Here is a 16,442-nt window from a genome sequence, read left to right as displayed (position 1 = left end):
ACAGTGAAACATTTATCAGCAAGATGAAATACGGATAAATTTAAAATTGAAAAATAAGGCTTGCGGTGCCAAAACGGTGCCAAAAAGAAACTCCTGCGAATGTTTGCTATTCACAGGAGTAATTTTTTTACCAGCCTTTAATCTGTTTAATCTGTTCAGCACGTTCCGGATCACGATGATATTGCAGTTTCAAACGGATTGTTTCCACAACTTCCTGTCTGGCTTCATCATCAAGCTGATAGAACGATGTAAGCAGATTATCTACATCAGGCATACTGTTCTTACCGAAAAGGTACATCAGCGGATGTTACGAAAACAGTTCTTAAAAAAATACAGATCAGCAAGATATCGGTATTTGTTATTGATTGGAAAGCTGACGGAACACCTGAATCAGATTGATCAAGAAGCCAGAAATCAGGTGGAAATACTTACAGAACAGATGGTAAAAAAACAGGGTGTGAATGATAACTTAAAGAGACAAGATCAGATGATGTGGGTCAGATTGATGAATAATATAAAATTCAGTGCAGAAGAAATTGTATTGAAAAATATGGTATATGCATAAGTATGAAAGGGCGATAAGATCGTTCATTTACATTTTTGTATATATTGAAATAGCACTTTAGAAAACACTATGGTAAAATAAAGTGAAGAAAAATCGGGATTGTTAAAGGAGCGTGATTCAGTGGACATAATTGACAAACTTTTGGAAACCCCTTGCTACATAATGGATTTTCTTCCTAAACAAGTACCCATGAATTGTGACGGCCAGTTTTTTAAAGTAGAAACTTATCTACTCAACCACTATGATTGCTGTGGGTTAAGGGATAGATTTGTTGGCGTTATTTTAAAAGCAATGTGTTACTATCCTGTATCGGTTCAATGGGGCAAATGGGTTGAACAGCCTACCCCTGAGCAAGTAACAAAAATCATTGATACTATACTGGAAAATCATTCTGGAGATGTAAATATATTATTTACAAGTAAAGATGCGCTTCTTCAGTTTGGATGGGATTGTTTAAATATGAGTATTTATAATCCAGATGAAGAAATGTGTATGCTGTTTGAGAAAATTGCAACCTCAGAAGGATTGTTTTGGCGAAAATCAGAGTGACAATTTTCAGTTGACCGAGTTCTTTAGAGCGAAGGATTGGTGGATTAGAAAGTGTCTTTTACAGAAAGGTGATTAGATGAATGATCAATTTTTACAAGGGATAATATTTGATTGGAATAGAATTGATAACGATAGTTATTTAAAGAGAATTAAGGCTTTTAAGGGAATTCAAAAACTTGATTTCAACAAAGCAATCACCTTTTTTGTCGGAGAAAATGGCAGTGGTAAATCAACTTTATTGGAGGCACTTGCCGTAGCACATGGTTTTAATCCCGAGGGTGGAACAAAGAATTATGCTTTTTCTACGCATGATACACATTCAGAGTTGTGTGATGCGATAAGAATTTCCAAAGGTTATCGGAAGGAAAAGTGGGGTTATTTTCTTAGGGCGGAAAGTTTTTATAATGTTGCAACGAAGGAAGAAGAATATGCAGATCTCGCACATCCTTCTGCCAAATATCATGAAAAATCACATGGAGAGAGTTTTCTCGCATTGACACAGAACAATCTGCATCCAAATGGTTTGTATCTTTTTGATGAGCCGGAAGCTGCATTATCCCCACAGAGACAGCTTACATTGTTGATGCAAATATATGGTTGTGCAAAAGAGGGAGCACAATTTATTATAGTTACGCATTCGCCAATTTTGTTAGGAATACCTGATGCAGATATCTATTGTTTTGATAATGGACGCATACATTTATGCGAATATGAAGAAACAGAGAGTTATCAGGTAACAGAAATGTTTATAAACAACAGGCAGATGCTGTTGGATAGATTGCTAACAGATTAGATAATAAAGGAATTAATAGATTCAAGTTTATAGAGGACTTAATGAATCCTTGTAATATTGGGCGTTGCATGAATGTTAATTTGCGTTGCTTGATGTATTGATGGCTAATCAGTATACTAGTTTTATCAAACGAAAGGAGTAACTAGAGATGCTTGGTGAAAATATAAAAACTTATCGACAGAAAAAAGGATATACACAGGAAGAAGTTGCCAACAGACTTCATGTGACAAGACAGACTATTTCAAAATGGGAGAAAAACTATTCGGTTCCAGATGCTGAAGTATTTGTAAAATTAGCAGATGTATTAGAGGTTCAAACAAGTCAGTTGCTTGAAGTAAAGGTAGATAGTGATGTGCAAACAACAGAAGAAAAACAGAATGCTTATGCAGAGCAACTAGCACATATTGCTGAACAGATGGCAATCAGAAATCGTCAACGTAAAAGAATATGGAAAACGATAGGAATAGCCTTTGCAGTAATCATCGTTGTATGTATTATTCTTATAGTTATGAATATTGCATTTTTTTCTGCTTACCCGACCACAGAGGATGTTCAGACACACGAAGAGACTATTATGTTGGAAGAATAGAGTTACGAACTTCAAGTTGTCGAGATGTTGCAAAATTTGGAATCAGGAGAAAATAAGAGTGATTAATAATTTGATGTACATTGAATTAAAAACGGGATATTCTGATGATGATCCGGCATGGATCGGAAATGTCAAAACTTCAAAAAGAAAAAAATTTTGACATTTCCACAGATGCGTGCTAATCTGATTGTAGAAAAAGAGTGCTACCGATAGACGGTTAGTCCGTTATACTATTTAGAATATCTATCAAAGATAACCGCTTAGTTTGCAGACAGGGCGGTTATTTTTGTGGCTTATTATTATTCTTGCCAAAGGTATATCCAAGACCAAAGCAGGTTAAGCCGAAGCTTACCACCGCTATAGAGTCAACAATACTCATGGCTTAGCCCTCCTTTCCAGTGGATTCTCTTTCGAGTTTCTATGTAATCAGAGGGTCACAGGTCTCCGTTTCACTTCGGTCGTTGCAAAACGAGTGCCACTGGCACTCTGCAACCCTCTGGAGAAGGACTAACCGCCTACCGTTATGGTTGCACGGTTTAACATACTAAGCAGACTCCCACCCAGACCACTAAAAACTCAGAGCTCATAAGGGCTCTTTTTCTTTTGCAAAAATTATGTCAGATCATATGTCTTGATGGAATTACCTTCAGTGCCCTTCTTAACGATGGTATGACAACCTATTGTAGTTCCCGTAGCACGCAGTTTCCATTCTTCCTGGGTAGCGTTCAGCTTATCCAGCCTACAGTGAGAACAATGATTCAGATGACGAAAAAGATATATTACAAGGTGTTTCTGATAGGTATGATCGTGTTGTGCGTGTTCTTGGAATAGAAACTGTAGATACAGCAGTACAGCAGGATATTCAAAACGAAAAAGTCATGGAAGAAAAGAGACGGATGGAGCAAATGCCAAAAGGAAGCATTTACGAAAGATTAGCCTGGGGAATGAAAAAAGGCGATAAGATCGTTCATTTACACTTTTGTATATATTGGAATAGCACTTTAGAAAACACTATGGTAAAATAAAGTGAAGAAAAATCGGGATTTGACGGAGGTAGCTATGGCTTTTGATTTAAAAAAAGAGTATAAAGAATTTTATATGCCAAAGAAAAAACCAGAGATTGTAAATGTCCCGAAGGCTAATTACATTGCGGTTAGAGGTAAAGGCAATCCGAATGAAGAAGGCGGTGCATATCAACAAGCAATCAGTGTTCTATATGCTGTTGCATACACATTAAAAATGAGTTACAAGACCGATTATAAAATTGAAGGTTTTTTTGAATATGTTGTTCCACCATTGGAAGGTTTTTGGTGGCAGGATGATGTCAAGGGTGTAGATTATACGAATAAATCTGCCTTTAACTGGATTTCTGTTATTCGTTTGCCTGATTTTATTTCTAAAGCTGATTTTGATTGGGCAGTAGAAACAGCAACGAAAAAGAAAAAACTCGATTGTTCGTCAGCAGAGTATCTTACGATTGATGAAGGATTATGCGTTCAAATTATGCATATAGGTTCTTTTGATGATGAACCAGCAACCGTTGCTCTTATGGATACTTATTTAGAACAAAATGGGTATGTTAATGATATTAACAAAGATAGAATGCATCACGAGATTTATATGTCTGATGCAAGAAAGGTTGCCCCAGAGAAATGGAAAACTGTAATTAGACATCCGATTAAGAAAGCGTAAATAGTTGTTTGTGGAGTTGGTAAATTTCAACTTTCCGGGCAATTGCTCATACTGTGAAATGATAAAAGAAAAATATACGAGGAGAATATTGATATGAAAAATATACGGAAGTTTTCTGTTTTTATTAGTTCTACCTATGAAGACCTCAAAAATGAAAGACAGGCATTAATGGGGGTAGCACTTGAGAATAATTTCATTCCCGTGGGAATGGAGCAATTTCACGCTGCACCTACAAGCCAATGGAATGTTATAACAAAGATGATTGATGAGTGTGATTTTTACCTTCTTGTTATTGGAGGGCGGTATGGCTCAATCGATGAAGAAGCAGGTATAAGCTATACGGAGAAAGAATACAATTATGCAAAAGACAAGGGACTACCCGTGCTTGTATTGATTAAGGAGTCCTCCGCAATCACTGAAAGTGAACAGGATATTGGAGATGAAAAATATGACAAATATACGAAAATGAAAATGCTGGAGAAATTCAGAAACAGAGTAAAGAATGACGGGAATACTATTGATTTTTTCACGGATATAAATAGTTTAAAGTATAAAGCATCACCGACATTTAGAAATGCCATTAACTACGTTGATGATTATGCTGGATGGGTTCGATATCGAGATATCGTAGATGTAATCAATGAAGAGGCAGAAGGGCGAAACAAGGTCAACGCTGAATTTGGAGAGCATCAACAGAAAATGTTAGAAGAAATGAAAGACATGTTGTCTCAATTTGGAAGCAAACTCACCGATATGGAGAATAAACGGATAAGTTGGGAGAAAATCCCCACAGTAACGAGTGAAGATATTGATAAATTATTTCGGGTCGAAAACAACACATTAATCATTGGAAATCCAGCGGGAGATAAATCAGTTATAGGTCAAGATGACGTTGGTAATATTCCTGTGGACTCGGCTTTTCTGTTAGTGTATGCAGCTAATGGTGATGGTCAAATAATAAAGACACAGACACTTAGCTCGCCTGCTCAGATTTTTACATCGGGTAAGCAGTTTATGGCTGACAACTCAAAAAGAGAATCAGCAAGATGGATAGAGGCGTTAGACCGTCTTATCGAATGGGGATGGGTTAAAGCTGTAGGGTATAAAGGCGAAATATTTGAATTGACAGGAACTGGTTACAGTAAAGCAGATTGGTTGAAGGCTGGCATGGGAATTGATACTTCAAAGGACCCGCTTGACGAGTTAAAAGAGTTTGAAGATTGATATTTCATATACGTAAAGTATCCTAAAATCCAGTTTGTATAATTGAAAAAATTAAAAACGCGTAGACAACTGTGTCTATTAGTGAAAATACGACATTTCTCGCTTTGTGTCGTGTTATTCGTAGATAACAGATTCTATATTTGATGATGAAAGGAGGAGTTGAGGTGGATCAAGTAAAAATCGGAACTTTTTTAAAAAAGCTTCGCAAAGAAAAAGGCATTACACAGGAGCAGTTGGCAGAAACATTAAGTGTCTCTGGAAGGACCGTATCCAGATGGGAAACCGGAAACAATATGCCTGATATCAGTATTCTTGTGGATATTGCAGATTATTATGATATCAGTATTCCTGAGATTATCAGTGGAGAAAGGAAAAGCGAGATGATGAACGAAGAAGAAAGAAAAATTGCTAAAACAATGTCAGATTATGCAACTACAGAGAAAGAGAAGATTTTTAAGGAAATGAAGCTCCAAAGTATCATGGGAGTTTGTGCATTGGTTCTATACTGGATTCTGCATGAAACAGGTGCATATATGTATAATGATGTGTTAGGAAAGCTTACCGGCTATTGTGAGACATTGGTATCTGTGTCAGTCATAATGATGGCAGTATTTACGACAGGATCTTTAAGCAAGTTGCGGAGCAGGAAAGTTTTCTTGTTTGAAAATTTCCCCAAATCTATTCGCTTAGTTGTAACTGCAGTTGTCGCTTTTGGTGGAGCTGCTGTGATTAAGCTGGTACTGGTGCATTTTTTCGGCTTATAAGTATTTTCAAGTTTGTATTACATACTATGGAAAAGAACTTTTTGACATTTTCACAGATGCGTGATAATATGATTATAGAAAAAGAGTGCTACCGATAGACGGTTAGTCCGATATATGATGTGACAAAAATTGCCGCTTCAGTTTACCAGGCTTGGGCGGCTATTTTTGTGGCTTATTATTATCCTTGCCAAAGGTATATCCAAGACCAAAGCAGGTTAAGCCGAAGCTAACCACAGCTATGAAGTCAACAATACTCATGGCTTAGCCCTCCTTTCCAGTGGATTCCCTTTCGGGTTTCTATGTAATCAGAGGGTCACAGTCCCTCTGTTGAAGGACTAACCGCCTACCGTTATGGTAGCACCCATGTTTCGATTATAACAGTCAGGACAGGAATCCGCAACCGGAAAGTTGCCAGTGCGTAAAAATGGAGCTGTGATACCATTTTGATACTAAAAAGTAAAGAGAAAAAAAATATAACCCGGAAAATTGGCAATACAGGACAATATGGACACGAAAATCACAGAAAATAATGGGATTTTAAGAACCTCACAAACGTGAAGGTGGACGTACTGTAGGATCAGGACGTGTTGCTACAATCATCGAGTAATATACGCGAAAGCAATGAATAAAGCGCCAATCAAGGCGATAAAAAAAGAGACTGCAAGCTTGCTTGCAAGTCTCTTTTTTTATCGCTTTGGAAGTGGGCATTTTACGAATGCCCGCGAACGAACGACGAAGTCGTGAGATTGGCGCATATACAATAGATTTGTTATCGCAAGATAACGTTGTGTCCAAACGTAAGAAACCGATGGTATGACAACCTATTGTAGTTCCCGTAGCACGCAGTTTCCATTCTTCCTGGGTAGCGTTCAGCTTATCCAGCCGACAGTGAGAACAATGATTCAGATGCCGAAAAAGATATATTATAAGGTGTTTCTGATAGGTATGATCGTGTTGTGCGTGTTCTTGGAAAAAAAACTGTAGATGCAGCAGTACAGCAGGATATTCAAAACGAGAAAGTCATGGAAGAAAAGAGACGGATGGAGTAAATGCCAAAAGGAAGCATTTACGAAAGATTAGCCTAGGGAATGAAAAAAGGCGATAAGATCGTTCATTTACACTTTTGTATATATTGGAATAGCACTTTAGAAAACACTATGGTAAAATAAAGTGAAGAAAAATCGGAATTGACAGAGGTAATGAACTAGAGCGTGTCTGAAAAATCATTTCCGCAATCTGCAAGCCCCACTTTGCGGTATATTTTACCCTCATTCGGTTGCCGTAGCCCGCTACGCCGCCCTTATTCGGATAAAATCTCCCACAAACTGGGACTCGCAGCTCACGAAAAGCCTTTTTCAGACACGCTCTAGGTCTTAACGAAGAGGAGAAATAGTTAACAAAGAGAGGTGCATATGCTATGCCAGGTATACTCGTGGTTGAAGATGATGAAAATTTAAATCGTGGAATTACATTCTCACTGAAAAAATCCGGATATGAGGTTTTTTCGGCAGAATCAGTGAAAAAAGCGAAAAGAATTGCAAGTGATAATAATGTGGATGTTACCATTTGTGATGTGAATCTTCCGGATGGGAATGGACTGGAATTTGTAAGGTGGATGAGATGCAATTATAATACATACATTATTTGCCTTACAGCACTAGACCAGGAGATGGATCAGGTTATGGGATATGAAGCAGGGGCAGATGATTATATTACAAAGCCGTTTAGTCTTTCGGTACTTCTTTTGAAAATAGAAGCACATTTCCGTCGCAGACAGGAGAAAACGGAAGCAGGAAAGATGATTTCGGGAGATATCGTATTTATCGCAGGAGAAATGAAAGTCCTGATAAAGAGTCGTGAAATCAGTCTGACAAAAACGGAGTTGAAAATGCTGACTTTTTTTCTTCAGAATCCGAAAAAGATTCTTTCAAAAACACAAATATTGGAAAATGTGTTTGATCTGGAAGGGGATTTTGTGGATGAAAATACAATCGCTGTCAATATCAGAAGACTCCGTGAGAAAATCGAAGACAATCCGGCTACACCGGTCTATATAAAGAATATCAGAGGTCTTGGGTATATATGGAATCAGGAGGTAAGGCAGTGACAAAGAGATATCGCAAGAAGATCACAGTAGTGCTCTCCTTGGTAGTGCCTGTCATAGTATTGTTTGCAATATTAAATTGCTTTACCACGTATGTGTTTTATGAAGATTATAAATATAAAATGAATCTTATGACAGAGATTGCTGCAAAGGAAGAATTTTCCGGGCTGGATGCTGTTTCGGAATTGCTTAAGGATAAGGATATTGAAACCAACGAACAGGGAAGGCGATTATTGGAGCAATATGGATACTGGGGAAATAAAGGGAATGCATTTTATATGCAATTCCGGCATCAGATTATGGTGACCGGTGCTGTAAGCACTGTGATATGCGTGCTTCTTTTGACTTTTTTACTTTATTGGAAGAAAAAAGAAGATGCGTGTCATCAGAAAATTTTAGATCAGTTGGAAGAAATTCTGATCAGATTCCGTGAAAATAAATTTGATGCTTTACTGAAAACGGAAAATCCAGCAGAACTGGAAAAATTGAATGACCAGCTTGAAGCAATCGGACATCATATTCAGTTGCTAAAGGAAGAAGCACGGGAAGAAAAAGAGAGCACGAAAGAAATGGTTTCTGATATCTCTCACCAGTTAAAGACACCGGTTGCAGCTTTGGATACATGTTTTAGTGTGCTGATGCAGAATGACTTAAGTGCCACAGAACAGGAGGAGTTTCGTATCCGTTGTCGGAGTGCTCTGGACGGACTGGAGACATTATTGCAGTCGCTTCTTGAAATATCCAAGATGGAAACTGGACTGATTCAGATTAATAAGAAAAAACTTCCGCTTATGGATACTGTCATATCTGCTGTGAACTGTACTTATCCAAAAGCGGATGAGAAAGAAATTGAATTCGTTTTTGACTATGCAAAAGAGCTGGAAACATGCATGGTTATGCAGGATAAAAGATGGCTTGGTGAAGCTGTGATCAACGTTCTGGATAATGCAATCAAGTACAGTCCGGATGGTTCAAAAATATTTATCCGGTTACAAAAAAGAAACGATCTTGTAAGAATGGAAATTGAGGATCAGGGAATTGGTATTCCGCAGAATGAGTATCACAAAATTTTTCAACGATTTTACAGAGGAAGTTCCAGGAAGGTCATGGAAAAGAGTGGTACAGGAATCGGACTTTTTCTATCGAGAGAAATTATCGAAAAACACGGAGGTACAATCATGGTAACCTCCGGCAAAAAGAAAAAAGGAAGCACGTTTGTGATTCAATTACCATATGTTGGTTAAATTTTAAGTGGGCAGAAATCTTACAATTCTGTAAGACTTCTGCTCGTTTTTTGAAAGTGAAATGAAAGATTATCCTGATACAATTTGGATGTAGGTTGAAAAATGACCAATTATATAAACAGGCAAAGAAAGTGTGCTGAAAAGGTACGTTTTACAGAATTGAAAAGGAGGTAACACATGAGTGTGATATTAGAAACCAAGCAGCTTTGTAAATTTTATGGCGCGGGTGAGAATCAGGTCAAAGCGGTCAATCAGGTGGACATTCAGATTGAGCAGGGAGAATTTGTCGCAATTGTCGGAAAGTCAGGTTCCGGTAAAAGTACATTACTTCATATGCTTGGAGGGCTAGACACCCCGACAAAAGGCAGTGTTACTTTAGCCGGGAAAGATTTATACAGGATGAAGGAAGATGCCCTTGCTGTTTTCCGCAGAAGAAAAATCGGATTTGTTTTTCAGGCATTTAATCTGGTTTCATCCGTTAATGTCTGGGAAAATATTGTACTGCCACTGGGGCTGGATGGAAGAAAAGTGGATGAAGCGTATGTAAATGATATTATTGCAACTCTGGGGATTGAAAACCGGATTTATAATCTGCCAAATCAGTTATCCGGAGGACAGCAGCAGAGAGTAGCAATTGCAAGAGCACTGGTGAATCGTCCGGAAATTATATTTGCAGATGAGCCGACAGGAAATCTTGATTCTAAGACCAGTGATGAGGTAATCGCTCTGCTTAAGATGACAGCAAAAAAATATGGACAGACAATTGTAATGATTACCCATGATGACGAAATTGCACAGGTCGCTGACCGTATTCTGGTGATTGAGGACGGACAGGTGGTGGATTTCAGATGAAGACAATAAGCAGGATTGCATATAACAATGACAAAAGGAACAGGACAAGAAGTATACTGATCATGATGGCAATCTGTCTGACCACGATGCTGCTTGTTATCATCAGTACTGTGGGAAATGGGGTAATTCATTTACAGAAAAGTCAGGCGGCAGGATCATATGGAAGCAATTATGGTCTGTTTGTTTCCGCAGACGGATCGCAGTTAAAAGAAGTAAACCGCCGTGCGGAAATAGACGCTACAGGCACTATGTGCACCGAAGGTATCATAAAAGGCAATGAAAAAGGCGGGTTTGTCTGCATGGATGAGACTGCAAGAAAAATGCTTCCTTATAATAAAGAATATGAGTTGAAGGAAGGAAAGTATCCGGAAAAAATGCAGGAAATTGCCGCAGGAAGAGCATTTTTTCGTGCAATGGGGTATGGTGATGTAAAGATCGGAGATACGGTTACACTGGATTACCGCGCAGGGATGCAGTCAGAATATAAGCCGGAAGAATTTGTTGTCAGTGGAATCCTATATGACCGGGATGAGTATACCATCGAGGCATCTTATGTTGCTTTCGGGTCACAGGAGTTTTATGATGAGCACGTCGCAGAGAATGACAGACAGTATAATATTTATTTTACTTTAAATGATTCTGCAAATGTATCTATGAATAATATTGATTCGGTTATAAAGCAGATTGCAGCAGCTTGTGGGATCGAAGAAAAAAACGTTATAGTCAATGATCTCTATTTGCAATGGGTCTTGCAGCCGAGTTATGAAACGATTGCGGTATGCGGGGTTTTGATTCTTGCAATTGTACTTTTCTCTGTTGTGGTCATTTATAATATTTTTCAGGTTGGTATTGCCAACAAGATACAGGAGTATGGAAAAATCAAGGCTCTGGGAGCGACAAAAAAGCAGATGAAACAACTGATCTTCAGAGAGGGTATGTTTTTGACAATTTCCTCAATACCGGTTGGATTGCTTCTTGGTTTTCTGATTGCAAAATGCGGTTTTAACTGGCTGGTAGAACAGGGAAACCTTGTATCAACCGGAACTGGCTCTATGGGAGTCCAAAATCAGCAGATGCCACTGTTTTCCCTGCCTGTTATGCTTCTCTGTATTTTCGTGTCATTTTTTACCGTTGCTTTGGCGCTGCGTAAACCAATGAAAATTGTTTCACGGATTTCACCTATCGAAGCAACACGGTATTTAGAAAATACAGAAACACACAAAAAAGGAAAACGAAATGGCAGAAAAAATGTCACCGTGTTTTCTATGGCAATGGCAAATATAACGGGTAATCCAAAAAGAACCATTGGTACCATCCTCACACTGGGGCTTTCCTGCGCATTGTTTGTGATTATCTCTAATTATGTAGGAAATATTGATACGGAGCATGAAGCACGTCTTTCCGTTAATCATGGACAATTTGAACTGCAGCTTGACTATTCTGTTGAGTACGATGAAAGATATACGGAGAATAATCTGGATACGATTCTGACGGATAATCCATTGAATGATTCAATGATTGAAGAAATCAAAAGCATTCCGGGAGTGACAGATGTCATGACGAGAGAGATTGTCTCTGTAAATCTGAACGGAACAAGATTTCCGGCTGATATTGTGAGTAAAAATGATTTTGATTTTATGCGCCAAGATGGGGATATTGGTTCTATGGACTATGATAAGGCGGTAAAGAATGGTGATATTTTCTTTGGCTGGTCGGCGTGGATGGAACAAGATGGATATGCTCCAGATGAAGCAATTGCATTTGACTTTGAGAACGGAAGTGGAACCTATACCTATCAGGGAAAGATTGCAGGATCCTTTGTAAGCGCGGACACTTATCTTGTCATTCCGGAAGGAGTATACCGTTCCATGAATCCGAGGGGAACAGCCTATGGCTATCTGTGGGTGGACTGTGATAAAAAAGATGTGGCATCTGTGGAACAGAGGCTGAATACTTTGATTTCTAATACTTCGCATATAAAAATGGATACCTATCATGCACAGTTACAATCTGCAGAATTCACAGCTCACATGATGAAGCTTGGCTGTTATCTGTTTATGGCGGTTGTAGGACTCATCGGTTTTATGAATATGGCAAACACCATGATCATGAATATTACGACAAAAAAGCAGGAATATGGTGTATTACAGGCTGTGGGTATGACAAATAAACAATTAAATTTATGCCTGCAGTTACAGGGACTGATTTTTACGGTTGGTACCATATGCGTAGCTTTGCTCATTGGTCTGCCGCTCGGTTATGCACTTTTTTCCTATGCAAAACATAATGGAATATTTGGAATGAATATCTATCATGTTCCAATCGTACCAATTTTTATTATGATTTTTTTGGTCGGTCTGTTGCAGATTGTACTTTCCTGCGTTTTAAGCAGTAATCTGAAAAAGGAAACGCTGGTTGAAAGAATAAGGTATCAGGGATAGCAAGTAAATAGAAAATGCATAGCGCTTGTCACCAATATGGTTCAAAAGGGATAAAAATGTATGGACCAATATATAATTGATATGCTAAAAGATCATGTACAAAGAGTAATCGAATATCGCACTGAAATGTCGAGATAGACAATTTATATATTTGCATAAAAAATAGCAATTTGTCTGCATACACATGCTTGTGTTATATATACACCATCAAGTGCGTAAAGCACTAAGCGATGGGTAAAGAGGCTGCCGATGGAAATTATGGAGCATGTGGTGTATGGAATTGCGGCAGAGGAAATTGCGTCACTGATCGCGGATTAGGAACGTTAACTCAAATAAAAATCCTAGAAGCTTAGGCTTCTGGGATTTTTTATTCTATAGAAATGTGTCTCAAAACCATAAAAAAACATTGCTTCATCTTCATATGCAGAATAAAATTATTTTATAAGCAACATATTCAAGTCGAGCAGCCGCGAGACTTGGCGTGTGATTATGGTCAGCGTAAGCTGACATATTTTTTACAGACTAGGAGGACATGCGCGTGGAAAGAATTGAACCGGCAATTGTGCCACAGAGAAGACTGATCAAAGGAAAGGTATTCTTGTGGGAAAGTGCCAAAGACTGGCATGATATATGGGATCGAGAGGACGAATAATGGATACCCCGCTCTTGGTGAGAGCCTTTTTTAACTATAACGCAAGAAGAAGCAGACGAAAAGGAGAAATATTTACAAATATACGAGGAGGAAGAGTATGAAAAAACGAATACTATCAGTACTGTTATCGGTGGTTGTGGCAACGACCATTTCTTCCGCAGTTCCATTAAGTGTGAAGGCGGAAACAACTGTAGATCAATCTGCAGAACAATCGGCAAATACGACATACGGCAGTAATACAAATCCCGGAAAAGTCGATGCAAATGATATCAAAGAATGGAGAGACAAGGCGAATGAAAATGATGTATTACCAGGTTGGTATCATTTCAAAGGAGCAGATACAAACTGGCATAGGATAGAATTCTGGCCAGATAAAGAATATACAATGAAGGATTATGAATCAGACAAGATTCTTATGACCTTTGAATTTTGGAAAAAATCGGGCAATTCTTATGAAAAGATAAAAGAGATGGATCTTAATAAGGGCTACAAGCAATTCAATTTTCATATGGATAAAGATACCGACTATTATGTTTATTTAGGCGGCGTAGATGACTGTTGTGGAAACTTTGAAATTAGAAGCCAAGGAAATATATATGATACATGGGAAGGAATAGAGATACCTTCGAATGCACAGCAACTTAGTAATTCACAAAGCAAACATGTAGATGTATCTTCTTCGGAAGATATTCACTGGTTTAAATTTCAGGTACCGGAAAAAGGACGTTATAAGATTACCTATAAAGATACAAAAAACACGGCACGGTTGGATTTATTGAATGTATCCGAGAATCGTCTGGAATATCTGTCAGGACGCGAGGTTGTGCGAGATGGAGTTTCTTATTATGATTTAAAAGAGGGAGCTGTATGTTATATTGCCTGTACAAGTTTTGAAGGAGCAACGTCATACAATGTTTCCATAAAGAAAATCAGTCAGACCCGTACCTATCTCAACAAAGAACATACTTTTGCGATACGGAAGCAAACAAAGGCTTCAACGATTGCAAATGCACAAGCCCAGACAAGTATTGAATATTTGAATAAAATTTATTCACCCAATCCATCATTTTCAACACGCATTGATCATGTGGATCAGAATGATATTGCAGCATTTAAAAAGATGGCAGGTATCATTACCAAAGGATGTACTACCGACAAACAGAAAGTAGATGCCATTGCAAAATGGGTAAAAAATAATATTACTTATGATACCAATACAAGTTCTTATTCTACCGCAGTCTTTAAGAATCGAAGAGGAGACTGTCAGGGAATGTCTTCGTTGATCGCAGATTTTTGCCGTGCATTAGGAATGCCTGCAGCATATGCATCTGGATGGAAAGCTGATCTTACAAAATGGACGATCGATGATCTGTATCATTCTTATGACCGCCACAAGTTTGCCGGGCATGGATGGGATATGATTTATTTCGATGGAAAATGGCATATGTATGATGTTTTATTTGATAACTATGATATGACAGATGCCAAAAAGATGGCAGACTTAGGATATTATTTTTGCTGGGTGGAAGGAATATCAATTGTGGGAAATGGTGTAGATCCAGCTTTGATTGGAATGGACGATTCGCTTGGAAGAACCATCACAGCCGCATACTATAAGGGAGATATTGTTACGCTTGACGGCGGCCTTTTATGCAATCGTGGAAATGATTATAGCGTAGATCAGGATGGAGAAGTATGCAGCTCAACATATGAAGAGGCTACAGTTGGGCTTTGCTCTATTTGGATGGAAGATTTATATTTTCCAACACTTGCATCGTTCCAGCAATATTATCCGTATAGTGATAGGTTAGGTAGGCATGATGGATTTAAGTATGAAGATGGAAGAAAAAATCCAGAAAGTGGTTATAATTATGTTGATGGATGGGTAAGCTACGGCAATGGTAAGTATTTTGCAGATCCTGATAGTGTTTTAAGAAATATGGATATCGGAACCATTGGCGGGAAAACATATTATTTTGATCAAAATGGTAAGAAACAGACTTTAAATATGAAAACAGATCAATATTATATGTACAAAGGACAACTTTACGTAAAAACAGGAGTAAGTGGAAGAATTGTCACTACGGATATTGCAGGATCATATTTAGACAACCCCAAATATGAGATTGTATATGAATATGTGCAGGCCTTTGATGAAAAAGGGGATACGGTAGATGGAAAGACTCTGCTTAAGATTGATAGTGATAAGCATACAGTTACAACTTTGAAACCAGGGTATGTATGGTATACAATTGCTGTTCGCGAAAAAGGTGAAGAGGGCTGGATAACAACTGGTGATTCTATTATGTTTAATATTACAAATAAAGATAAGCCAGCATACAGCTATAAAGATTCAAAGGTTTCATCCGATGAACACCCAAAACCAAATGTGACACCAAATACAGCATCAACAATCAAAGCAGTATCTCTATCCAAAACATCTTATACTTACGATGGAAAAGTGAAAAATCCAACGATCAAAGTATACAATACAGAAGGCAAACAGATTTCTTCCAAATATTACACAGTAAAGAAGTCATCTGGCCGTAAAAATGTTGGTAAATACAAATATACAATAACATTTAAAAATGGATACAAAGGGAAAAAGATAGTTTACTTCACGATCAATCCAAAATCAGCAAAACTGACCTCATTCAAAAGAGGATTAAATGGATTTACAGCAAAATGGGGAAAAGTAGCTACGCAAGCTTCTGGATATCAGATTCGATACAGCATGAAATCTTCCATGGCTGGATCAAAAGTAGTGACAGTTAAAAACTACAAGACGACATCCAAAAAGATCACACATCTTAAGAAAAATAAGAAATATTATGTTCAGATCCGTACATATAAAACAGTGTCCAAAGTAAAATATTATTCTGGATGGAGTGGCAAGAAAACGGTTGTGACAAAATAAAAAACAATCTTCTTGTGTTTGTATGTCACGAGTTATATACTTAGAGTATCAAAGCT

At 38.0% G+C, this 16,442-nt stretch carries 14 protein-coding genes and 1 pseudogene; 13 read left to right on the top strand and 2 right to left on the bottom strand.

Features of this window, described 5'->3' with window-relative positions; all coding sequences use genetic code 11:
• Positions 1 to 127: 127 nt before the first annotated feature.
• The gene (locus tag DWY31_RS05780; protein WP_226977336.1) at positions 128 to 274 is read right to left on the bottom strand and encodes a hypothetical protein; all 147 of its coding nucleotides are present in this window, start codon (positions 272 to 274) and stop codon (positions 128 to 130) included.
• Positions 275 to 304: 30 nt separating this feature from the next.
• On the opposite strand from DWY31_RS05780, the gene DWY31_RS05775 reads away from it, so the two are divergent.
• The 7 genes from DWY31_RS05775 to DWY31_RS05730 all read left to right on the top strand — a co-directional run bounded on the left by DWY31_RS05775 (position 305) and on the right by DWY31_RS05730 (position 6,176).
• Entirely contained in the window at positions 305 to 565 is a 261-nt protein-coding gene (locus DWY31_RS05775; RefSeq protein ID WP_118519772.1) for a TnpV protein, read from the top strand.
• Between the two features lie 120 nt (positions 566 to 685).
• Positions 686 to 1,114, top strand: coding sequence for a hypothetical protein (locus DWY31_RS05770; protein ID WP_226977337.1), 429 nt, complete (start codon positions 686 to 688; stop codon positions 1,112 to 1,114).
• 76 nt (positions 1,115 to 1,190) lie between these two features.
• On the top strand, positions 1,191 to 1,907 hold the full coding sequence (locus tag DWY31_RS05765) for an AAA family ATPase (protein WP_118519771.1): 717 nt from the start codon (positions 1,191 to 1,193) through the stop codon (positions 1,905 to 1,907).
• A gap of 148 nt (positions 1,908 to 2,055) precedes the next feature.
• Positions 2,056 to 2,496, top strand: a complete 441-nt coding sequence (locus DWY31_RS05760; protein ID WP_021859523.1) for a helix-turn-helix domain-containing protein — start codon at positions 2,056 to 2,058, stop codon at positions 2,494 to 2,496.
• A gap of 1,059 nt (positions 2,497 to 3,555) precedes the next feature.
• Positions 3,556 to 4,188: a GyrI-like domain-containing protein gene (locus DWY31_RS05740; RefSeq protein WP_118519770.1), complete on the top strand. Its 633-nt coding sequence runs from the start codon at positions 3,556 to 3,558 to the stop codon at positions 4,186 to 4,188.
• A 93-nt stretch (positions 4,189 to 4,281) separates the two neighbouring features.
• Positions 4,282 to 5,412 carry a DUF4062 domain-containing protein gene (locus DWY31_RS05735; RefSeq protein WP_199671929.1) on the top strand — a complete coding sequence of 377 codons (1,131 nt, stop codon included), beginning with the start codon at positions 4,282 to 4,284 and terminating at the stop codon, positions 5,410 to 5,412.
• A 164-nt stretch (positions 5,413 to 5,576) separates the two neighbouring features.
• Complete coding sequence (locus tag DWY31_RS05730; protein WP_243060441.1) at positions 5,577 to 6,176, top strand: helix-turn-helix domain-containing protein; 600 nt, start codon at positions 5,577 to 5,579, stop codon at positions 6,174 to 6,176.
• A gap of 1,155 nt (positions 6,177 to 7,331) precedes the next feature.
• On the opposite strand, the pseudogene DWY31_RS14480 reads toward DWY31_RS05730, so the two are convergent.
• Positions 7,332 to 7,475: pseudogene (locus DWY31_RS14480) on the bottom strand (DUF6783 domain-containing protein); the annotation flags it as partial.
• Here DWY31_RS14480 and DWY31_RS14475 point away from each other — a divergent pair.
• The 6 genes from DWY31_RS14475 to DWY31_RS05695 all read left to right on the top strand — a co-directional run bounded on the left by DWY31_RS14475 (position 7,413) and on the right by DWY31_RS05695 (position 16,386).
• The gene (locus DWY31_RS14475) at positions 7,413 to 7,553 is read left to right on the top strand and encodes a DUF6783 domain-containing protein (RefSeq protein ID WP_334294653.1); all 141 of its coding nucleotides are present in this window, start codon (positions 7,413 to 7,415) and stop codon (positions 7,551 to 7,553) included. The pseudogene DWY31_RS14480 and the gene DWY31_RS14475 sit on opposite strands and share 63 nt — an antisense overlap.
• Before the next feature lie 40 nt (positions 7,554 to 7,593).
• A complete protein-coding gene (locus tag DWY31_RS05715) occupies positions 7,594 to 8,283 on the top strand; it encodes a response regulator transcription factor (RefSeq protein ID WP_118519768.1) in 690 nt (229 codons plus the stop codon).
• Complete coding sequence (locus DWY31_RS05710; RefSeq protein WP_118519767.1) at positions 8,259 to 9,524, top strand: sensor histidine kinase; 1,266 nt, start codon at positions 8,259 to 8,261, stop codon at positions 9,522 to 9,524. Before DWY31_RS05715 ends, DWY31_RS05710 begins: the two co-directional genes overlap by 25 nt.
• 177 nt (positions 9,525 to 9,701) lie before the next feature.
• Positions 9,702 to 10,376: an ABC transporter ATP-binding protein gene (locus DWY31_RS05705; RefSeq protein WP_006426335.1), complete on the top strand. Its 675-nt coding sequence runs from the start codon at positions 9,702 to 9,704 to the stop codon at positions 10,374 to 10,376.
• On the top strand, positions 10,373 to 12,817 hold the full coding sequence (locus DWY31_RS05700) for an FtsX-like permease family protein (protein ID WP_118519766.1): 2,445 nt from the start codon (positions 10,373 to 10,375) through the stop codon (positions 12,815 to 12,817). Before DWY31_RS05705 ends, DWY31_RS05700 begins: the two co-directional genes overlap by 4 nt.
• 749 nt (positions 12,818 to 13,566) lie before the next feature.
• Positions 13,567 to 16,386, top strand: coding sequence for a transglutaminase domain-containing protein (locus DWY31_RS05695; protein ID WP_118519765.1), 2,820 nt, complete (start codon positions 13,567 to 13,569; stop codon positions 16,384 to 16,386).
• The last annotated feature ends 56 nt before the right edge of the window (positions 16,387 to 16,442 follow it).

The sequence above is a fragment of the Dorea sp. AF24-7LB genome, assembly GCF_003478575.1.
Classification (GTDB): domain Bacteria; phylum Bacillota; class Clostridia; order Lachnospirales; family Lachnospiraceae; genus Dorea_D; species Dorea_D hominis.
This window is presented reverse-complemented; position numbering and strand designations above follow the sequence as displayed.

Excerpts from the sequence above, each read along its gene's own strand:
- DWY31_RS05695 (WP_118519765.1), top strand. The coding sequence starts at position 13,567 with ATGAAAAAACGAATACTATCAGTACTGTTATCGGTGGTTGTGGCAACG.
- DWY31_RS05710 (WP_118519767.1), top strand. The coding sequence starts at position 8,259 with ATGGAATCAGGAGGTAAGGCAGTGACAAAGAGATATCGCAAGAAGATC.
- DWY31_RS05715 (WP_118519768.1), top strand. The coding sequence starts at position 7,594 with ATGCCAGGTATACTCGTGGTTGAAGATGATGAAAATTTAAATCGTGGA.
- DWY31_RS05705 (WP_006426335.1), top strand. The coding sequence starts at position 9,702 with ATGAGTGTGATATTAGAAACCAAGCAGCTTTGTAAATTTTATGGCGCG.
- DWY31_RS05760 (WP_021859523.1), top strand. The coding sequence starts at position 2,056 with ATGCTTGGTGAAAATATAAAAACTTATCGACAGAAAAAAGGATATACA.
- DWY31_RS05775 (WP_118519772.1), top strand. The coding sequence starts at position 305 with ATGTTACGAAAACAGTTCTTAAAAAAATACAGATCAGCAAGATATCGG.
- DWY31_RS05765 (WP_118519771.1), top strand. The coding sequence starts at position 1,191 with ATGAATGATCAATTTTTACAAGGGATAATATTTGATTGGAATAGAATT.
- DWY31_RS05735 (WP_199671929.1), top strand. The coding sequence starts at position 4,282 with ATGAAAAATATACGGAAGTTTTCTGTTTTTATTAGTTCTACCTATGAA.
- DWY31_RS05700 (WP_118519766.1), top strand. The coding sequence starts at position 10,373 with ATGAAGACAATAAGCAGGATTGCATATAACAATGACAAAAGGAACAGG.
- DWY31_RS05740 (WP_118519770.1), top strand. The coding sequence starts at position 3,556 with ATGGCTTTTGATTTAAAAAAAGAGTATAAAGAATTTTATATGCCAAAG.
- DWY31_RS05780 (WP_226977336.1), bottom strand. The coding sequence starts at position 274 with ATGCCTGATGTAGATAATCTGCTTACATCGTTCTATCAGCTTGATGAT.